Genomic DNA, 19,323 nt, shown 5'->3' with positions numbered 1-19,323 from the left:
ATCCAAATTTTACATGTGTATCTCTAAATAGGTAGACATTTTAATTTTTATGTTGTAATCTTTGATAGAGAATAATGTAATTCTCATAGAACTCCCATATCGTTCAACTCGTTCAGCGAGAAAGGCAAACTGATGGAAACATTAGGACGCAAAACTACAGGAGCTAAGGCCGAAAGGCTACGCTAGCCAGTTACCGGACGGATAGGGTTGGTCTTGACCAATGCTTTTTCATTGGTCTTTTTTTTATTTACAAACAAATGAGAACTGTTATCAATTGTTAATAAGGTTTATATTTTAATAGTTTTTCTTTATATTAAGTTAATTAAGAAAGGTGATGTTAATGAAAAAATATTGGCATAAGTTATCATTTCTCCAAAAAAATGTATTGTTAACTGTGTTAGTTATTTTGACGCTTGTTGGTACTATGGGAGCGTTAAGTTTTAACATGTTTCAAAATAGCATGATGTCTATATTTGAAAGGCATTCTTTTGAAACAGGAGATACGGTATTACATAAATTAGACGAACAAATAGTGAGAGATGTTACAAAAGACCCAGTGGCACAAAGAGAAAAGAGAGAGAAGTTAACAGAGAAATTAGATGAAGCAACGGAAGAATTGAATAGTGTTGGACAAACGTATATTGTTGGAGCAAAAGAAAATGAAAAAGGTGAGTTACTAATCGTCGATTTGTCTACAGACTTAGCAAATGTTGTTGAAGTAAGGCCGGGAGAATATTATAAACAACCAGATCTTTGGATGAAAGCATACGATAAGGTAATGAGCACGAAAAAAGCAAACATGACAGTAGTATATGAAGATCTATTAGGGTCATGGGTAACGATATTAGAGCCAATTAAAGATGGAGACGGAAATATTGTGGCAATTGTTGCAGCGGATGTAGATGCCTCTATTGTTCCTAGTACAAAGAAAAAATTCATTATACAAGGTTTAATGTTTATTTGTATTTCTGTTTTAATTGCAACTGTTATTCAATTCTTAATTGTACGTAACGCACTTGCCCCATTGCGAGATTTACGTGAAGGATTACGTAAAGTCGGTGAAGGTGATTTAAGTATTAAGTTAGAGGAAAGACCAGATGATATTGGTATTATTAATGCGTATTTTAATAATACCATCAAGAAGTTTAAAGGAATTGTAGATAAAGTGAAGCAGACAGCAGAACAGGTTTCCTCATCTTCACAAGAGTTGTCAGTGAGTACGAAAGAGAATAGCATGGCAGTCCAAGGAATCGCAAGTTCTATAGTTGAGTTAAGGGCTGGCGTTCAATCACAAGAAACTTCAGTACCAAAGTATTTAGGTATTGTATATGAAATGGAAGATAAGATGGAAGAGATAACTAATATTGCAAAACAAATGGCGAAAGAGTCTGAAGGTACGAAGCATCATTCAGTAAAAGGAAATGGTGTTATTGAACAGACGATTAATCAAATGAATATAATACAAAATGCAGTACAAGATTTATCTTCTATCATTCATTCTTTGGAAACAAGATCAAAAGAAATTAGTGATATTGTAAATGTAATTACAGGTATTTCAAATCAAACGAATTCGCTAGCTTTAAATGCTTCTATTGAAGCTTCACGTGCTGAGGCAACCGGAAAGGGATTTGCCGTTGTTGCTGATGAAGTGCGTAAATTAGCAGAGCAGACGGAAGCATCAGCAAAAGATATAGCGAAATTAATAGGGGAAACACAAGTTGAAACGGAAGAAGCTGTTGTTTCAATACAAAAAGCTTCAAAAGAAGTAGAATCCGGAATTAAACTTTTTCAAAGTAGTGGTGTTTTCTTTGAAAAAATTTCAAAATCAGCACAATCTGTTACAAATCAAGTTAGAGTTGTTTCTAGAAATTCAAGTGATATATTGCAAAATAGCCAAAATATTGTTCGTGTTGTAAATGAACTATCACTTATTGCAAATAAGTATGCAAATAGTAGTAATAATATTGAAGAAAGTATGAAAGAACAGGAAATGTCTGTACAAGATATTGCTGAATTAGCTAGTTCTTTAAGCTGGCTTTCACAGGAGTTACAAGAGTTAATAGGGGAATTCAAAAGTTAAATGAAATGATTATACGTGCTTTTGTTTGTTCAATAAAATAAATCATGCTACAATGAAAACGAATTAAGGACCGGGGAGCCAATTGGCTGAGAGGATGTAAACAAACATCGACCCTCAACCTGATCTGGATAATGCCAGCGTAGGGAGTTACTTAAAGTGATGTAGCATATGTTATTCTATAATAACTTGCATACAAGGCTTTCCTACGCAGTAGGAAAGCCTTTTCTTGTTTTAATATTTCATTTTATAAGGGGGATTTTACTATGTCACAACAAGTTACAATTTCATTTTCAGTAGTACCACAAGCGAAGAACAAAGATGTGTATTCTGTTGTTGATAAAGCAATTGAGGTTGTACAACAATCGGGAGTTCGTTATGAAGTAGGGGCAATGGAAACAACGCTGGAAGGAGAATTAGATGTACTTCTTGATATCATTAAACGTGCGCAACAAGCTTGTGTGGATGCTGGAGCAGAAGAAGTGATTACTTCTATTAAAATCCATTATCGTCCAAGCACTGGTATAACGATAGATGAAAAGGTTTGGAAGTACCGTGATGAATATGCAAAACCAGAAGCAATCTAAAATAATTACAACAATTTGGCTTATCCTTCTCATAGCGATATGGGAAGGATCTGTTTCATTATTTAAAATTGAACCGTGGATTTTACCGAAGCCTTCTGCCATTGTTCAAGAATTAATTGGAATGAAAGATTTACTATTACCGAATACGATGCAAACGTTACAAGAGGTTCTGATCGGACTGTTTTTTGCGATTTTAATTGGGACAAGTATTGCAATTATTATGGATGTTATCCCTTTATTTCGTATTTTAATAAATCCGTTGCTTGTTATTTCGCAAACGATTCCAATCGTTGTACTTGCACCGTTATTTATTATTTGGTTTGGATATGGAATGCTACCGAAAGTAATGGTAGTAATACTCGTTTGTTTCTTCCCGATTGCGCTTAGCATTTTAGAAGGTTTTCAAACGGTAGATAAAAATATGTTGAAGTTGTTGCAAACGATGAAGGCAACGAAATGGCAAGTTTACCAGAAAGTAAAGTTTCCAGCAGTGCTGCCATACTTTTTCTCAGGTTTAAAAATTGCAGTTACATATAGCGTAATGGGAGCAATTATTGGGGAATGGCTCGGTGCAAGCGAAGGATTAGGGGTTATGCTTACAAGGGCTACAAAATCCTTTTTAACAGCCCGAGTATTTGGTGTGGCAGCAATTATTGTTATGGTGACATTATGTCTGTATTTTATCGTGGAGTTTATGGCAAGAATAACAGCACCATGGATATATAGAAAGGACGGCAGAAAATGAAAAAAGGTTTAAAAGTTATGTTGGCTGCCTTATTAGCAGTAGGTGTGGCTGGATGTAATCCGGCGAAGAAAGAAGAAAGTGCAAGTAAAGATCAAAAAGTAAAAGTAGTATTAGATTGGTTTCCGAATACGAATCATACTGGCCTATATGTAGCGCGAGCGAAAGATTATTATAAAAAGCAAGGATTAGATGTAGAAATTATTCAGCCAGGTGATAATGTGACAGCGGAGCAAATGATAGCTTCCGGAAAAGCTGACTTCGCAATAAGCGCACAAGAAAATGTAACGTTGGCTCGTGTGGAAGGTATTCCTGTTGTATCTGTAGGGGCAATCATTCAACATAACACTTCAGCTTTTGCATCACTTAAAAAAGATAATATGACGTCACCAAAAGATTTTGAAGGTAAACGTTACGGCGGCTGGGGAGGACCAGCAGAAGAAGCAACGTTGAAGACAATCATGGAGAAGCATCAAGCTGATTTTAATAAAGTTGAAAAAATCATCTTAGGACAAACAGATTTCTTTAAATCAATCGGTCGTGATGCAGACTTTGAATGGATATATTACGGATGGGATGGAATTGAAGCGAAGCGCCAAGGAAAAGAGTTAAATACGATTATGGTGAAAGACTTAGACCCAGCGCTTGATTTCTATAGTCCTGTTATTATTACGAGTGAAAAACATACGAAGCAAGATAAAGACTTTGTGAAAAAGTTTATGAGTGCAACGACAGAAGGTTATAATTTTGTAATTAAAGAACCGAAAGAAGCGGCTGATATTTTAATTAAAGCTGTTCCAGATGTAAATAAAGATTTAGTACAAGAAAGTCAAAAATGGTTAAGTACGAAGTATCAAGATGATGCAAAAGCATGGGGAGTACAGAAGGAAGAAGTTTGGACAAATTACATGAATTTCTTATATGATAACAAAGTTATTAAGAAGAAAATTGATGTGAAAGATGCCTTTACAAATGAGTTCCTTCCAAGTGAAAAATGAGTGGATTACAAATAAAAGAGATTGTAAAAGCTTTTGATGGAAAGAATGTATTAGCAAATATTAGTGCTTCTATACGAGAGGGAGAGTTCGTTTCCTTTGTAGGACCGAGTGGTTGCGGGAAAAGCACATTATTAAATATGATTGCAAATGTTGAAAAACCAACAAGTGGGAATATAACGTATAAGGATACGCACGTACAAGAGCAAGATGTTGTAAGTTATATGCCGCAACAAGATTTATTACTACCGTGGCGATCAGCTTTGCAAAATATAGTGTTGCCATTGGAAATTGAAGGTAAACCGAAAAAACAAAGGCTAACAGAAGGAATGGAAGCATTAAAGCAGTTTCAGCTAGATGAATATGCAGACCATTATCCAGATGAATTGTCTGGTGGTATGCGTCAAAGGATTAGTTTTCTGCGCACATATTTATGTGAAAAGCCAATTATGCTACTTGATGAGCCTTTTGGAAAATTAGATGCCTTTACAAAAATGGAAGTACATAGTTGGTTTTTAAACTCTTGGCACCAAGAGAAGCAAACAATCGTTATGGTTACACATGACTTAGATGAGGCAATCTTACTTTCGGATCGCGTATTTATTTTATCTCAAAGACCAGCATCAATAGTTGGAGAGGTACAAGTGAAATTACCTAGACCAAGAACGATGGATATGTTAACATCACTTGAGTTAAAGAAGGATAAGGAAGAAATTCTGAGAGTATTAGCTCCTTATATGAAAAAATAGAAAAAGCTCTTACCAGATTTAAATATAATTGCTGGTAAGAGCTTTTTTTTATAGAACATGAAAAGAATGAGGAGGAACAAAAGAAAAAATAGAGAATAGAATATAACAGAGTAGTTTATACTCTTAATATAACAAATGTTAAAGGAGTGAAAGGATAAAATGACTTTATCAACTGTTCTTCAAATGGTTTTAGCTTGATACGGGAGAAGTCTGCCCATTTTTAACAATTAAGCTAAATTGAAGACAGCAGGTAAAGAACCTTAATCCTTTTTTACGATAATATGTAATGGGTAAGGTGTATTCACCTTACCCATTTTTTATATGCACAATTAAATAAGGCTTTTTACTGTAGCTCTCTATTTAGCTTATGAACCATAAGTAGAGGAGAGAAAAAAATGAGTATATTAACAGTAGAAAATTTAAGTCATTCGTATGGTGAGAAAACCATTTTATATAATGCGTGTTTTCGACTATTAAAGGGCGAGCATGTTGGGTTAGTTGGGAAAAATGGAATTGGAAAATCAACATTGTTAAGGATTTTAACAGGAGAACTTATACATGATGACGGAAACATTGAATGGTTTCCACATGTGAAGGTAGGTTTTTTACAGCAGCATATGGATTTACAAGAGGGGATAACAATTGAAGGATACTTACAAAGTGCATTTTCTAGTTTGTATGGGATTGAATGCGAAATGTTAAAAATTGCTGAAGAAATGAATGGAGCAGGAGAAGTAGAAAAACTGTTAGTAAAGTATGGAGAATTACAAACTATATTGGAAAGCTCTAATTTCTATCAAATTCATACAGAAATTGAAGAAGTAGCAATCGGTTTAGGTTTATTTGAAATAGGGTTGAAAAAGGATGTTTCAAAGTTAAGTGGAGGACAGCGAACAAAGTTATTACTTGGGAAGCTTCTTTTAGAAAAAGCTGATGTTTTATTGCTAGATGAGCCAACAAATTATTTAGATACAGCCCATATAGAATGGTTGCAATCGTATTTGAGACTGTATGAAAAAGCTTATGTGATCATTTCGCATGACGAAGTATTTTTGAACAGTATTACGAATGTTATTTATCATCTAGAAGAACGGAAAGTGAAGCGATACGTAGGAAATTATGAAAAATTTGTGCAAAGTTATCAATTGCAAAGGAAACAATTACAATCGGCGCGTGCGAAACAGCAAAAAGAAATTGCTCAGTTAGAAACATTTATTCAAAAAAATAAAATTCGAAAAGCGAAACAGGCCAAAAGTCGAGAGAAAGTATTGGAGAAAATGCAAAGGGTTGAAAAGGTTAATCATGTACCTCGATCCCGTTTTGATTTCAATGTTTATGAGGAGCCAGTTAGTCGCATATTACAGGCTGAAAAACTAAGGATAGGATATAGTTCTCCGTTATGTCCAGAATTGAATTTGCAAGTAAAAAAAGGAGAAAAGATAGCGATTGTTGGTCATAATGGAATTGGAAAAACGACAATGTTAAAAACGTTATTAGGTCAAATAAAGCCGCTAAGCGGTTCAATTTCTGTTGGAGAACGAGTAAATCCTGCTTATTTTGCGCAGGAGGAGTTTGCTTCAGAAACAACACCATTAGAAAAAATTTGGGCAGAACGACCAGATATGACAAAGAAAGAAGTACGCCAAGCATTAGCGAAGTGTGGATTGAAAGAAGAACATGTATTAAAACCTATTCGTTTATTAAGCGGCGGGGAACAAACGAAAGTACGTTTATGTGAACTTATCGTAACGAAAAGCAATGTTTTAATTTTAGATGAACCGACTAATCATTTGGATACAGAAACAAAGAAGTCTTTGCAGGAAGCGTTACAACAATATAAAGGAACAGTTTTACTTGTCTCACATGAGCCTTCTTTCTATGAAGCATGGATAACAAAAGTATGGAATATAGAAGAATGGGACGCTGAACGATAGGAATAAAGAAAAGGCATTAGCTTGTATAAGCTAATGCCTTTTCTTTGTGATTAACATGATTTTCGAGAACTCTTACATGAGAATTGTATGAAGAAGCACTCTTATGGTGCGCTTATAAGCGTGCTTTTTCTTATGTTATGTTTATATTTAGATGCCTTTCCCTAACAGGCGACTATCTTTCTTTATATATATAGATAGTTTGAAATGGAATAAAAATAATTCCTATATGTAAAGGATAATGTGATTAGTATAGGAAGACAATAGAACTTAAAGGGAATTCATGTAAAATTCAGATGAACTTCACATGAACTTCATATTAGAAACTAAGTATAATTATAATAGGTTATTGTAATATCAATTTGTGATTTTTCATAAAATTAAAAGTTTGAATTTAGGATAGAGCACTTAAACCTAAATTCAAACTTTAATGAAATAATTAATGGAGGTTACGCTTAGTTTTCGCTAATGGATGCATTTACAAGTTCGGCGGGAGTGCCTGTTCCTACCCCTCCGATTGTAACGGATCCATCAGGAGGAATTTCACCATTCCATCCTGCATTCGTAATTACGTAATGATTATTTATTTTACTACTAATTTTAGAATCCCAAACTTGTGTTAAATTTCCGTTATAATCAAATTCTAATTTCCAGTTTTTAATAGAGGTCGTTCCACTATTTTTAATTACAATCGAGAAGTTGTAACCACTTCCCCAATTTGAAGTGACTGAAAAGGTAGCATTCCCATTTCCAGCAGGAGGTGTTGTGTTAGTATCGTCTGTTTTTACAATAATAGAAGTAGGCTGTGATTTATTCCCAGCAGCATCCTTTGCTATTACTGAAAATGTGTATTCTGTATTAGATTTTAAGTTTTTAATTGTAATGCTATTTGTTGTTGTGACCCATTTCTCTTCTCCGGCAGTAATTTCATATTCCGTAACTCCTACGTTATCAGTAGATGCAGTCCAGTTTAATTGAACGGAGTTTGAATTTTTATTTGTAACAGCAATATTTTTTACGTTTGTTGGGGGCTCAGTATCTTTTTGAGTAATAGGTCCACCAAGTAATTCTTTTACTAACGTATCAAGCAATTTTGGTCCACTGCAACTATATTTTGGACTTGTACGGCAATCCCCGCTTAGTTCCCAAAACATTGCGCCACTTAGACCCTTTGTCTTTATATAGTCTGTTTTATATTTCATAGATTCGTTGTCATCATAGCTAATAAACGTGCCTGTAGTCGCATTATATAAATAAGGTACTTTCACTACATCGTTCCAGTGGCGAACAAAACCATTTTTATTAACATAATTAGCTGCTAAATCACCATAATCGTACACACCTGTGTCACCGGTAGAATAATCATCCCAAGTACCTTTAGAAGCGAGCTTTCCGTCACTACCTGGTTTACAAGGTTGGTATTGCCCATTATTTTCTTTTCCGCAATTTTTCCATCCACGTCCGTAAAAAGGTACACCTAATACGAGTTTATCCGCTGGAACCCCTTCATTTGTATAAATGTCTATCGCACCATCTACATAAAATTTTGTATCCGCTGTTGGGTCATTTGGATCTTTGTATAGTGCTGCATTATGGTTAGAAGTAGCTTCCCATCCACCGTGGAAATCATATGTCATAATATTAATCCAATCAAGTATTTGAGAGATCTTCTTTAGCTCTGTATGATCCGCATAACGTTGGCTTGCACCTGATGCGATTGTTAGTAAATATTGTTTCCCATCTTCTGCAGTAGCTTTCGTTAATGCATTTCGAACATCTTGAAGGAGTAGGGTAAAGTTTTGCTTATCTTCAGGACGATAACTACCACCAGGAATCGTTTCAACGCCCGGATATTCCCAATCTAAATCAACGCCGTCAAATCCATATTCACGAAGAAAAGCTACTGTAGATTCAGCGAATACTTTTCTTGTTTTTTCATCAGCTGCCATATCAGAAAAGCGGTTAGACCAAGTCCAGCCACCAACTGAAATAATTGTTTTTAAGTGAGGATACTTAGCTTTTAATCGTTTCAGTTCTCCGAAATTTCCACAACGGGCGTATTTATCACAATCTTCCCAAGTTGTACCTGATCCCGGATAAGATTTTGTGACATCAGCCCATGGTTCACCGAGTACGAGAGTGCCATTAGGAACCTCTTTATTTTGCAGTGGTACACCAGACTCTTTACAGTTCCACGTTTGTTTATTTGGATTATCGGGGTGAGTAGAAGGGTTTCCATGTTTTCCATTCCAGCAAATATCAGCGAAAGCATAGTTTAAATGAGTTAGCTTTGATGCATCAATGTCTGCAACTTGATAATTACGCCCGTAAATACCCCATGAAGGAAAATACCCAACAATTTTTTGACCTTGCTTTGGTGAATCTGCTAATGCAACATTTGGAGTAATAAAGTTTGTGAGAAAAAGAGGTAAGAAGAGTAGTAGGGATAGTAATAGCAGTGTGAATTTTTTGGAGCTCATAGTCATTTCTCCTTTCAAAATAAAAGATATATTTAAAGGCATGCGCCAGTAAACCAAAGTGAATCTAGACGTATGAAACGTCTAGATAAAGTGAAACTTTAATCAGTGGGGGGCTTCATCCCCCACTGATTATCAGCCCTCACCAATCGGACTTTTATGGGCAGTTGATCCCCCGCCTAACTTCTTTGCTTTCGCTAAATTTTGAGGTGGGGGTCTTACTGCCCATTAAAGCGGGATAAAAATGATCAGACATCACGAAGTCTATACAAGGGAGCTGGGGGTGATTAAATCGTAGCAAATGTAAGATTTAGTGTAAACGCTTTATTTGATTCAAAAAGATTTTCTCAATATGAAATGGCTCTAACACAGACTACACATGGAAATAAAATATTGATTAGGGAGGAAAAGGCTCCTTGTAATTAAATTTGAGAAAAAATTGTATGAAGTCAATTTGGAATAGCGTAGCAAGATGAGAAAATATCATGTAAAATAATAGTAAAAATATGTAAAGGAGCGAATGGTGTGGATGTCTTTTTGAACATTGCTGAAGAAAAAATTCGACAAGCAATACGGAATGGAGACCTTGATCATATTCCGGGAAAAGGAAAACCACTACAATTAGAAGACCTTTCAATGGTACCTCCAGAACTTAGAATGAGTTATAAAATCTTAAAAAATGCGGGTATGATTCCACCAGAAATGGAACTACAAAAAGATATATTAAAAATAGAAGATTTAATTGCATGCTGTTATGATGAAGTAGAGAGAAAAGAATTACAAGAAGAGTTAACGGCAAAAACGCTGCGTTTTCAGCAGGTAATGGAAAAGAGAAAGATTAAAGAGAGTTCAGCTTTTCGTATGTATCAGGATAAAGTATTTCGTAAATTACGCTAAGAGGGATAAGATGAATACATTTAAAACGATAGAAGCGTTAGCGACATATATTGAAGAACAACAATTAGTACTTCTGTTTATTAAAACAGAAAATTGTGGTGTTTGTGATGTTATGTTAAGAAAAGTAAATTGCGTATTAGAGAATTATGATTACGTAGAGAAAGTAGAAATATTACTACAAGACATGCAAGAGATCGCAGGGCGATATGCAGTATTTACAGGGCCAACAGTTTTATTATTTTATAATGGAAAAGAGATCCTTCGTGAATCGCGCTTCATTTCACTTGAAAATTTAGAGAGAACCATTCAATTATTCGAAGATTAAGGGAGGCTTTTATATGGAATTTATTATTGTCATACTATTATTTGTTGTAGTTGGAACGATCGTAACGGCAGTTCGATCAAACAAAAAGAAGGTAAATCTTACGAAACAAAATAACATTCATAATTCATCTAACAACTCATCACCATTATTTTTCTTTGCTGGATCTGATAATGATAGCTCGCATGGAGGTTCACATGATTGTGGAGGATCTTTCGGTGGAGATAGCGGAGGCAGCTGTGATGGCGGCGGAGGTGGCGGTGATTGATGAAAATGCGCCTTATATAGGCGTATTTCTTTTTAAACAAACGTTTGATTAGTTGGCTTACATATGCATAAAAACAGTTAAACAAACGTTTGATTAATATTTTTAACGTACTAAGGGGAATAGAAATGAAAAGGGAACCGAAAGTGAAAAATAAGGGGAAAGTAGTGTTATTTTTATTAGCTGCGGGAGGCGTATTTCTTGTTAAATTAGGATTTAAAATTGGAATAATACATATGATTCGAACGTGGTTTGAAAGTACGTTTTCTTAAATAAGGAATATAGCCTCTTGTAATAGAGGTTTTTAATTTGTTATTATTAGACTGAACGGTCGGTTTAAAGAGGTGTAAATATGAGAAGAAGTGCAGAAGAGATAAAGAAAGAAATTGCATATAAAGCAGAAAGTCTGTTTTCACAGAAGGGTTATGCAGCTACATCTATGGAAGAGATTTGTGAAATTACAGAGCGAAGTAAAGGAAGCATTTATTATCACTTTAAAAGTAAAGAAGAATTATTTTTATTTGTAGTAAAACAGCATACGTATGATTGGCTTGAAAAATGGAATGAAAAAGAGAAGTTGTATAGTACGAATACTGAAAAACTATATGGTCTCGCGGAATATCATGTCGAGGACATACAGCAACCAATTTCAAATGCAATAGAGGAATTCTCTATGAGCCAAGTTGTAAGTAAAGAGATTTTGGATGAACTATTGGCTTTAACTAGAGAATCATATGTTATGTTTGAGAAACTAATTGAAGCAGGTATACAGTCTGGAGAGTTTCGTGAAGATAATACGCGCGACCTTATGTATATTGTGAATGGATTATTATCAGGGCTTGGAGTACTTTACTACGAGTTAGATTATAAAGAGCTGCAACGTATTTATAAAAAGGCAATAGATGTATTGTTAAAAGGAATGGCAGCTGAATAATAAGTCAGTTGCTTTTCTTACAAAATAAATTAGACCGAACGGTCGGTTTATGAAAGGGGAATGAAAATGAACGCTTTATTTAAAAACCGAGCATTTATGCTCGTTATGGCATCTGATATTTTACAACAATTTGCAATTTGGATCAGAAATATGGCTCTTTTATATTTCATAATGGAACGAACGAATAATGATCCAGTTTCCGTTTCATTGTTATCGGTTATGGAATATGCACCTATTTTTATTTTTTCGTTTATCGGTGGTGCGCTAGCTGATCGCTGGAATCCGAAAAGAACGATGGTTGCTGGAGATGTATTAAGCGTACTGTCTATTATAGGGATTGTCTTGTTGTTAAAGCTGGATTATTGGCAGGCTATATTTTTTGCAACACTCATTTCCGCGATTGTAGGCCAATTTTCTCAGCCATCATCTTCGCGTATATTTAAGCGCTACGTAAAAGAAGAGCAGGTAGCAAATGCGATTGCATTTAACCAAACATTACAGTCATTATTTATGATTTTTGGACCAGTGGTAGGATCGCTTGTGTATACACAACTTGGTTTATTTACGTCACTATATAGCTTAATCATTTTATTTTTGTTATCTGCTATTGCTCTTTCGTTTTTACCAAAATGGGTGGAACAAGAGCAAGTGGCGAGAGATTCATTAAAAAATGATATAAAAGAAGGATGGAAATACGTTCTTCATACGAAAAATTTACGTATGATTACGATCAATTTCACCGTTATGGGCTTAGCTGTTGGACTAACGAATCCATTAGAGGTATTTCTTGTAATAGAGCGCCTTGGAATGGAAAAGGAAGCAGTTCAATATTTAGCCGCAGCTGATGGGATAGGTATGTTAATCGGTGGTATTGTTGCTGCAGTTTTCGCTTCAAAAGTGAACCCGAAAAAGATGTTTGTATTCGGTATGAGCATATTAGCAATGTCATTTTTAGTAGAAGGGCTATCTACATCATTTTGGATTACTAGTTTCATGAGGTTTGGAACAGGTATTTGTTTAGCTTGTGTTAATATCGTTGTCGGTACGCTTATGATTCAACTTGTACCAGAAAATATGATTGGAAGAGTAAATGGAACAATTTTACCACTGTTTATGGGGGCAATGTTAATCGGAACTTCACTAGCTGGAGGATTGAAGGAGATGACCTCACTAGTTACTGTATTTTGTATAGCAATGGCACTTATTTTATTTGCGATAGGGCCAGTTCTACGCATGCAAATAAATAAAGAAGATGTCGCTAATAAAGAGGAACTAACAAATTCGTTAGCTTCGAAATAATCATTGTAAGGGAGCAGGATTACTCCCTTTTCTTGTGGCAATCTTTTGACAATGACATGCCCCAACTATATACTGATGATGTAAAAACGAGTTTACAGGTTAGGAGAAATGGTGTGAAAAATCAAATCTATGAATTACGCACTGAAAACAATATTTCACAAGGTGCATTGGCTGATAAGTGTAAAGTTTCTAGACAGACGATAAATGCAATTGAGAATAATAAATATGATCCAAGCTTAGCGTTAGCATTCCGTTTAGCTGAAGTATTAGGAACAACTGTTGATAAACTATTTTTGTATAAGTTGTAGGGGGAGTAGTTGTTGGGGAAAGAGAAAATAAGCTTTGTAGTTACGGCATTAGTAGCTATAAGTACGTTAGTGTTTGCACTTTATTATTGGTTAACTGAACTTCAAGTAAACTGGTATGCACTATTTATGTGTAGCATCGCATTACATTATATGTTTAAAAGTTTGGCATCGCATAATGTGGAAGGGACAACGGAGGAGAAAGAAGATGTAGAAAAACATGTATTAAAAATAAGTGCAAATGTTACGTATTATGTACTTGTTGTATTAATTTTTGGTTTGTTTTTCGCATCGGTAGGTTTTAATAAATGGATTGATTTTCATAACATACCGCTTTTGTTTGCGTTATGCGCTGCGATAGTTGTAAAGCCGGCTGTAGAATTTTTAATTGTAAGACGTTATCGCTAAAAATAAAGAAAAGATCCTCTTCTCATGAGAAGAGGATCTTTTTCTTATAGCGTTTTAGTTTTTGGACTAGGTGGTGTAACGGATGTATCATTTTCGGGAACTCTAGTTAGTAAGAATCCACCGATAACGAACAGTACAATAATACTAAGGACACCAGCGTTGGTTTTTCCTGTTAATTGCGTTGTAACACCGACTAATACTGGACCCATAATTGCCGCGAATTTACCAAAGATATTATAAAATCCGAAGAATTCATTTGCAGATTCTTTTGGTACTAGTTTTGCAAAATAGGACCGACTAAGTGCTTGAATACCACCTTGAGAAGTGGCAACTAACATTGCTAAAATCCAGAAATCGAGTGTCGTTTTTAAGAAATAAGCATATATGCAGATAATGATATAAATAATAATACCGACGTATAGCATTTTTTTACCTGTAAATGTTTCTGATAACTTTCCGTATAATAAGGCGAATGGACAAGCAACAATTTGTGTGACAAATAAGATGATTAATAGATTCGTTGCACTAATACCGAGATCTGTTCCGTAAGCGGTAGACATAGTAATAATTGTATCGACCCCGTCAATGTAGAAGAAGTAAGCGATTAGGAACATAAATACAGTTTTATATTCTTTAATATTTTTAAAAGTATCAGCAAGGCGTTTGAAGCTCATTGCAATTGGTCTTGGATGACGTTCAATATAATGTGTTTGCTCTACATTTTTTAGCATTGGAATTGTAAATAATCCCCACCAAAGAGCTGTTATTGCGAACGAAATTTGACTAGCAATGCCGACTGATAAAGGGATAGTTCCTTTTTGAGCAAGAATAATAAGAGCGATACAACCGATAAAAGGAATTGTGCTTCCAATATAACCTAATGCAAAGCCTCTTGTAGAAATTCGGTCCATTCTATCTTTAGAGGTAACATCTACTAAAAATGCATCATAAAAAATGTTTGCTCCCGCAAAACCGACTAATGCGAGCATATAGCAGCCTAGTAATAAGTACCACTGAGATGTTGGGACGACTGCTAGCATACTTGTAAATACAATACCGAGTCCGAAGAAGAATGTGAAAAATCGTTTTTTAAATCCTTTATAATCAGCAACTGTGCCGAGAATAGGAGCAAGTATAGAAATTAAAAGTGTAGCGAAAGAGTTTGCATATCCCCAATATGCTGTTGAAGTTGCACCAGATAGTCCAGCTTCTTTTGCAGCTGCTTTAAAGTAAATTGGGAATAATGCAGTTGTAATGACGAGCGAATATACCGAATTCGCCCAATCGTATAATATCCAGCTTTTTTCTTGTCTGGACATTTTTTTCATATAATGTTCCCCCTTAAATTGTTCTACTAACAGTGTACAAAAATAAAAATTATAAAAAGAGAAACAGTGATGATTTTTACATAACTTTTACATATATACACAGTTCTTTACAATTGAAGTAAATCCTCTGCAATTGATCCGTCTGTTTCACCTAAGTGTAAACCGAGTAGTCTAGCGATAGTTGGACCTTCATCAATAAGTCTCATGTACGGGATGGTAACGCCGCTTTTTATCCCTTTCCCAGCAGCGATAAAAATTGTTTCATAGTTAGGTTTTGTTGGAGAGTATCCATGCGTACCAAATGTATATTTTTTACTAGGCGTAACGTCTTTTTCATTAATCTCTTTTATAAAATCTCCTGTATAGTTTTCAGTGAAATAATACTCTTCTCGCGCTTCTAACATAAATAAACAATTACCATCGGCACCGCAGTCTTTTGCAGCTTCATCATGAAGCATAAATTCAATACCGTTTTGTTTATTTTGAAGTAGTTCTTCAAGTAGTAGTTGTACTTTTCGAATTGTATCTGTATCATTTTTGTCTTTCACATATACATAGGCAGAGCCGTCGCAACTTTGGCAATAGGCCTTCCAGTCTATTAATTTTCCTTTTGAGTTTATAGATATAAGCCCTTTTTGATGAAATAGTACATTTAATTGAATGGCTTTGTTTTCACTTAAAGCGCTATGATCACCAAGAGCGATAATTGTACTCTCTTCGTATAGATTACTGTCTTTTAAAGCTTGAATAATTTTCCCTAGCCGTTCATCATGTCTATGAATTGCGGCTATTGTTTCTTTGGATTCAAAGCCGTAATAGTGTCTTTGGGTGTCTAAATCGGTGAAGTGTACAAACATGACATTCGGCTTTTTCGTCTGAATTGTATGCACAGCGGAAGCGAGTACGAAATCATCGAGTTCAGGCTGTGATAAGCCATTTCGTATATGACCAAAACGCTGATTCAAATCTAATTGATATAGCGGGCTACCGCTAAATAATGAAACTAAAATTTGATTTTGCCACGGTCTATTTGGAAAAATTTCAGGTAAATTGTAATCAATATTTGCTCTGCCGGTAACAGGCCATAGAAGGGCAGCTGTCGTTAAATTTGCTTTACGTGCTTCATCGTATAACGTTGTTCCTTTAATGGATTTTCGGTACCAATGCCAATCTGGTGAATCACGTCCAGGTTGAAGTAACGTATTGCTAACTACGCCATGTTTATTAGGATAGTTTCCAGTAACGATTGTTGAGTGGCTTGGATATGTTACAGAAGGATAAATAGGTTCAACTTTTTTCGCAATCGCGCCCTTGTTTATTAATGTTTGGAAATTAGGAAGTTTTTGTAATATAGGAAAATCTAAAGCTGATAAGCAATCGAAAGATAAAATAATGACATGATTTGTTAATGCTTTATCCATAAAGTTCCCTCCTGATTATATAAAACCTATTCTTATATATTACTATTAATACCTAGTAATAAAAATATATTTCTAGGTAAAAATTTATTATTTATTTTCAGAAAAATTAAACATATAATTAAGTATAAGGAAATGAATGGAAGGAGGGAATACTATGGATTGGCTAGATGGATTTAGTATCTTTTACATCATTGGCGGAATTACGATTATCCTTGTATTTGCTATTTCGTATTTACTAAAGAAACGGTTTCCAAACAAACAGTTCGATATTATATTTGCACTTAGTTTAATACTTCTTTGCTTAGCATCCTTTCCCGTCACAATGATGGTTATTGGTGGATGGGAAGGAATGGGATATGGATTTATTGGTTTCTTCGTTCTACTTGGTACACTTATCGGTATGATTGCACATCAACTTGTAAAAATCTCGCGAAAGAGCTACGTATAAAACTGCAGAAAATGAAAAGAATATATAAAAATGAGAAAATTAGCTATTGTTTAAAAAAAGAATTTGTATTATGATAATCAACAAATTTATTTCGTTATAACGATGAAAAAGGACTAGTACATGTTCAACCTTTTTAGCAGAGAGAGAATCCGCCAGGCTGAAAGATTCTTAAAAAGGCGATATGGAACCTACCTTTGAGTTCTGCATATGCAGCGGGAAATTCCCGTTATCAAAAAGAGAGCATATACAATTTTTGTGTATGAATCAGGGTGGTAACGCCGGCAAAGCTCGGTCCCTATTTAGGGGCGCGGGCTTTTTTGTATTTTCTAAAAGGAGGAAGACTGACTATGGCAAAAGAACAAGTGCAAGCCATTACGAAGATGGAAGAGGACTTTACGCAGTGGTATACCGATATTGTAAAAAAAGCTGAACTTGTTGACTATTCAAGTGTAAAAGGGTGTATGATTCTGCGTCCGTACGGTTATGCCTTATGGGAGAATATGCAGAAAGTGATGGATGAAAAGTTAAAGGAAACTGGTCATGAAAATGTGTATATGCCAATGTTTATTCCAGAAAGTTTATTGCAAAAAGAGAAGGATCATGTTGAAGGATTTGCTCCTGAAGTAGCATGGGTTACGCATGGCGGGGATGAAAAGTTAGCGGAAAGACTTTGTGTACGTCCTACATCGGAAACCTTATTCTGTGAGCATTTCTCAAAGATTGTTCAATCATATAATGATTTGCCAAAGTTATATAATCAGTGGTGTTCAGTAGTTCGTTGGGAGAAAACAACGAGACCATTCCTTCGTACAACGGAATTCTTATGGCAAGAGGGTCATACAATTCATGAAACAGCAGAAGAATCGCAAGCTGAAACGTTACATATTTTAAATCTATATGCTTCTTTCTGTGAAGATTACTTAGCGATACCAGTAATTAAAGGGCAAAAAACAGAAAAAGAAAAGTTTGCGGGAGCAAAGGCAACTTATACGATCGAAAGTTTAATGCATGATGGGAAAGCACTTCAAACAGGAACATCTCATAACTTTGGAACGAATTTCTCTGAAGCATTTGATATTAAGTTTTTAGATCGTAACGGTAAGTGGCAATATGTACACCAGACTTCGTGGGGTGTATCAACGAGAATGATAGGTGGACTTATTATGGTCCATAGTGATAATAACGGACTTGTAATGCCGCCAAAAGTCGCTCCAGTACAAGTTGTTATTGTACCTATTGCTCAGCATAAAGAAGGTGTGTTAGAAAAAGCAACAGAGTTACAAGGACGTATTCAGAAGGTTGCGCGTGTAAAAATAGATGCTAGCAATAAAACACCGGGCTGGAAATTTAATGAGTATGAAATGAAGGGAATTCCAATTCGATTAGAAGTTGGTCCTAAAGATATTGAAAAGAATCAAGTTGTACTTGTAAGAAGAGATACGAAAGAAAAAGAATTTATATCAATGGATCAATTAGAAGAACGCATTCCATCATTACTTGAGGAAATTCATCATTCTTTATTTAATAAAGCAAAAGTATTTCGCGATGAGAATACGTATAGTGTGACGAATTTCGAAGAGATGAAAAAAGCAGCTGATGAAAAGCAAGGGTTTATTAAGGCGATGTGGTGTGGAGAACTAGCTTGTGAAGAGAAATTAAAAGAAGAAGTTGGAGTATCTTCACGTTGTATGCCTTTTGAGCAAGAACATTTAGCTGACGAATGTATTTGCTGTAGTAAAGAAGCAAAGCACATGGTCTATTGGGGAAAAGCATATTAATACTCTTTCTTATAGATGCCAAAAGGACTTTGGGTTGCATAATAAACTGCAATCCAAAGCCCTTTTTAGTTTTATATTGGTTTCATGTATTTTTTAGATGGAAGGATGTTGGTCTTTATTTTGCATTTTTACGGCGAATAAACAATAACATACCAATTAGGAATGTTGAAAGTCCTATTAAAATAGATGCAGGATAATGCGCTGCAGTATTAGGTAACTTATCACCTTGTTTTGTCGCATTATCTTTTACGTTACCACCTTGTGAACTGCTATCCCCTTTAACTCGATTGCCATCTTGGGAGCCTTTGCCATCTTGCAAACTGCTATCGCCCTTAACTCGATTGCCACCAGAACCGTTGC

At 35.1% G+C, this 19,323-nt stretch carries 20 protein-coding genes, 2 riboswitches and 1 other annotated feature; of the genes, 16 read left to right on the top strand and 4 right to left on the bottom strand.

The window, feature by feature from the left end:
• Positions 1-113: 113 nt before the first annotated feature.
• Positions 114-198, top strand: a riboswitch (cyclic di-GMP riboswitch).
• 142 nt (positions 199-340) lie between these two features.
• The 6 genes from DN394_RS11920 (at position 341) to DN394_RS11895 (ending at position 7,084) form a co-directional block, all read left to right on the top strand.
• The gene (locus DN394_RS11920) at positions 341-2,080 is read left to right on the top strand and encodes a methyl-accepting chemotaxis protein (RefSeq protein WP_149293810.1); all 1,740 of its coding nucleotides are present in this window, start codon (positions 341-343) and stop codon (positions 2,078-2,080) included.
• A 61-nt stretch (positions 2,081-2,141) separates the two neighbouring features.
• A riboswitch (TPP riboswitch) is annotated at positions 2,142-2,243 on the top strand.
• A gap of 100 nt (positions 2,244-2,343) precedes the next feature.
• The gene (locus DN394_RS11915; RefSeq protein WP_149293809.1) at positions 2,344-2,664 is read left to right on the top strand and encodes an MTH1187 family thiamine-binding protein; all 321 of its coding nucleotides are present in this window, start codon (positions 2,344-2,346) and stop codon (positions 2,662-2,664) included.
• A complete protein-coding gene (locus DN394_RS11910) occupies positions 2,636-3,409 on the top strand; it encodes an ABC transporter permease (RefSeq protein WP_001057159.1) in 774 nt (257 codons plus the stop codon). Before DN394_RS11915 ends, DN394_RS11910 begins: the two co-directional genes overlap by 29 nt.
• Positions 3,406-4,404, top strand: a complete 999-nt coding sequence (locus DN394_RS11905) for an ABC transporter substrate-binding protein (protein WP_098953933.1) — start codon at positions 3,406-3,408, stop codon at positions 4,402-4,404. Before DN394_RS11910 ends, DN394_RS11905 begins: the two co-directional genes overlap by 4 nt.
• Positions 4,401-5,150, top strand: coding sequence for an ABC transporter ATP-binding protein (locus tag DN394_RS11900; protein ID WP_098953934.1), 750 nt, complete (start codon positions 4,401-4,403; stop codon positions 5,148-5,150). The genes DN394_RS11905 and DN394_RS11900 overlap by 4 nt, the downstream gene beginning before the upstream one ends.
• A gap of 395 nt (positions 5,151-5,545) precedes the next feature.
• Positions 5,546-7,084, top strand: a complete 1,539-nt coding sequence (locus DN394_RS11895) for an ABC-F family ATP-binding cassette domain-containing protein (RefSeq protein WP_097994454.1) — start codon at positions 5,546-5,548, stop codon at positions 7,082-7,084.
• Positions 7,085-7,536: 452 nt separating this feature from the next.
• Here DN394_RS11895 and DN394_RS11890 read toward each other — a convergent pair whose 3' ends face one another.
• Positions 7,537-9,561: a glycosyl hydrolase family 18 protein gene (locus tag DN394_RS11890; protein WP_149293808.1), complete on the bottom strand. Its 2,025-nt coding sequence runs from the start codon at positions 9,559-9,561 to the stop codon at positions 7,537-7,539.
• A gap of 522 nt (positions 9,562-10,083) precedes the next feature.
• On the opposite strand from DN394_RS11890, the gene DN394_RS11885 reads away from it, so the two are divergent.
• The 8 genes from DN394_RS11885 to DN394_RS11850 all read left to right on the top strand — a co-directional run bounded on the left by DN394_RS11885 (position 10,084) and on the right by DN394_RS11850 (position 13,988).
• Positions 10,084-10,455, top strand: a complete 372-nt coding sequence (locus DN394_RS11885) for a DnaJ family domain-containing protein (RefSeq protein ID WP_046958849.1) — start codon at positions 10,084-10,086, stop codon at positions 10,453-10,455.
• Between the two features lie 10 nt (positions 10,456-10,465).
• Positions 10,466-10,780 (top strand): thioredoxin family protein, encoded by a 315-nt coding sequence (locus DN394_RS11880; protein WP_001091335.1) that lies wholly within the window; start codon positions 10,466-10,468, stop codon positions 10,778-10,780.
• Positions 10,781-10,793: 13 nt separating this feature from the next.
• Positions 10,794-11,045: a hypothetical protein gene (locus DN394_RS11875; RefSeq protein ID WP_000394367.1), complete on the top strand. Its 252-nt coding sequence runs from the start codon at positions 10,794-10,796 to the stop codon at positions 11,043-11,045.
• Between the two features lie 125 nt (positions 11,046-11,170).
• Positions 11,171-11,314: a hypothetical protein gene (locus tag DN394_RS11870; RefSeq protein WP_000817984.1), complete on the top strand. Its 144-nt coding sequence runs from the start codon at positions 11,171-11,173 to the stop codon at positions 11,312-11,314.
• Between the two features lie 80 nt (positions 11,315-11,394).
• Positions 11,395-11,976: a TetR/AcrR family transcriptional regulator gene (locus DN394_RS11865; protein ID WP_001254436.1), complete on the top strand. Its 582-nt coding sequence runs from the start codon at positions 11,395-11,397 to the stop codon at positions 11,974-11,976.
• Between the two features lie 66 nt (positions 11,977-12,042).
• Positions 12,043-13,275 (top strand): MFS transporter, encoded by a 1,233-nt coding sequence (locus tag DN394_RS11860; protein ID WP_149293807.1) that lies wholly within the window; start codon positions 12,043-12,045, stop codon positions 13,273-13,275.
• A gap of 56 nt (positions 13,276-13,331) precedes the next feature.
• Positions 13,332-13,583: a helix-turn-helix transcriptional regulator gene (locus tag DN394_RS11855; protein WP_074651450.1), complete on the top strand. Its 252-nt coding sequence runs from the start codon at positions 13,332-13,334 to the stop codon at positions 13,581-13,583.
• Between the two features lie 12 nt (positions 13,584-13,595).
• Complete coding sequence (locus tag DN394_RS11850; RefSeq protein WP_075311917.1) at positions 13,596-13,988, top strand: hypothetical protein; 393 nt, start codon at positions 13,596-13,598, stop codon at positions 13,986-13,988.
• A 44-nt stretch (positions 13,989-14,032) separates the two neighbouring features.
• Here the strand turns inward: DN394_RS11850 and DN394_RS11845 are convergent, their stop codons facing one another.
• Together DN394_RS11845 and DN394_RS11840 are read right to left on the bottom strand one after the other, a co-directional pair.
• Complete coding sequence (locus DN394_RS11845) at positions 14,033-15,316, bottom strand: MFS transporter (protein WP_000738835.1); 1,284 nt, start codon at positions 15,314-15,316, stop codon at positions 14,033-14,035.
• Between the two features lie 107 nt (positions 15,317-15,423).
• Positions 15,424-16,737 (bottom strand): alkaline phosphatase family protein, encoded by a 1,314-nt coding sequence (locus DN394_RS11840; RefSeq protein ID WP_097994455.1) that lies wholly within the window; start codon positions 16,735-16,737, stop codon positions 15,424-15,426.
• 154 nt (positions 16,738-16,891) lie between these two features.
• Here DN394_RS11840 and DN394_RS11835 point away from each other — a divergent pair, with 154 nt between their 5' ends.
• Both DN394_RS11835 and proS read left to right on the top strand, forming a co-directional pair.
• Complete coding sequence (locus tag DN394_RS11835; RefSeq protein ID WP_000383868.1) at positions 16,892-17,185, top strand: YesK-like family protein; 294 nt, start codon at positions 16,892-16,894, stop codon at positions 17,183-17,185.
• A gap of 93 nt (positions 17,186-17,278) precedes the next feature.
• Positions 17,279-17,485, top strand: a binding site (T-box leader).
• 47 nt (positions 17,486-17,532) lie between these two features.
• Positions 17,533-18,963, top strand: coding sequence for a proline--tRNA ligase (gene proS, locus DN394_RS11830; RefSeq protein WP_046958843.1), 1,431 nt, complete (start codon positions 17,533-17,535; stop codon positions 18,961-18,963).
• 115 nt (positions 18,964-19,078) lie between these two features.
• On the opposite strand, the gene DN394_RS11825 is transcribed toward proS, so the two are convergent.
• On the bottom strand, positions 19,079-19,323 hold a 245-nt coding region (locus DN394_RS11825), incomplete at its 5' end, for an LPXTG cell wall anchor domain-containing protein (protein ID WP_142331012.1).

This window comes from Bacillus sp. BB081 (assembly GCF_008368895.1).
GTDB lineage: Bacteria > Bacillota > Bacilli > Bacillales > Bacillaceae_G > Bacillus_A > Bacillus_A wiedmannii.
This window is presented reverse-complemented; position numbering and strand designations above follow the sequence as displayed.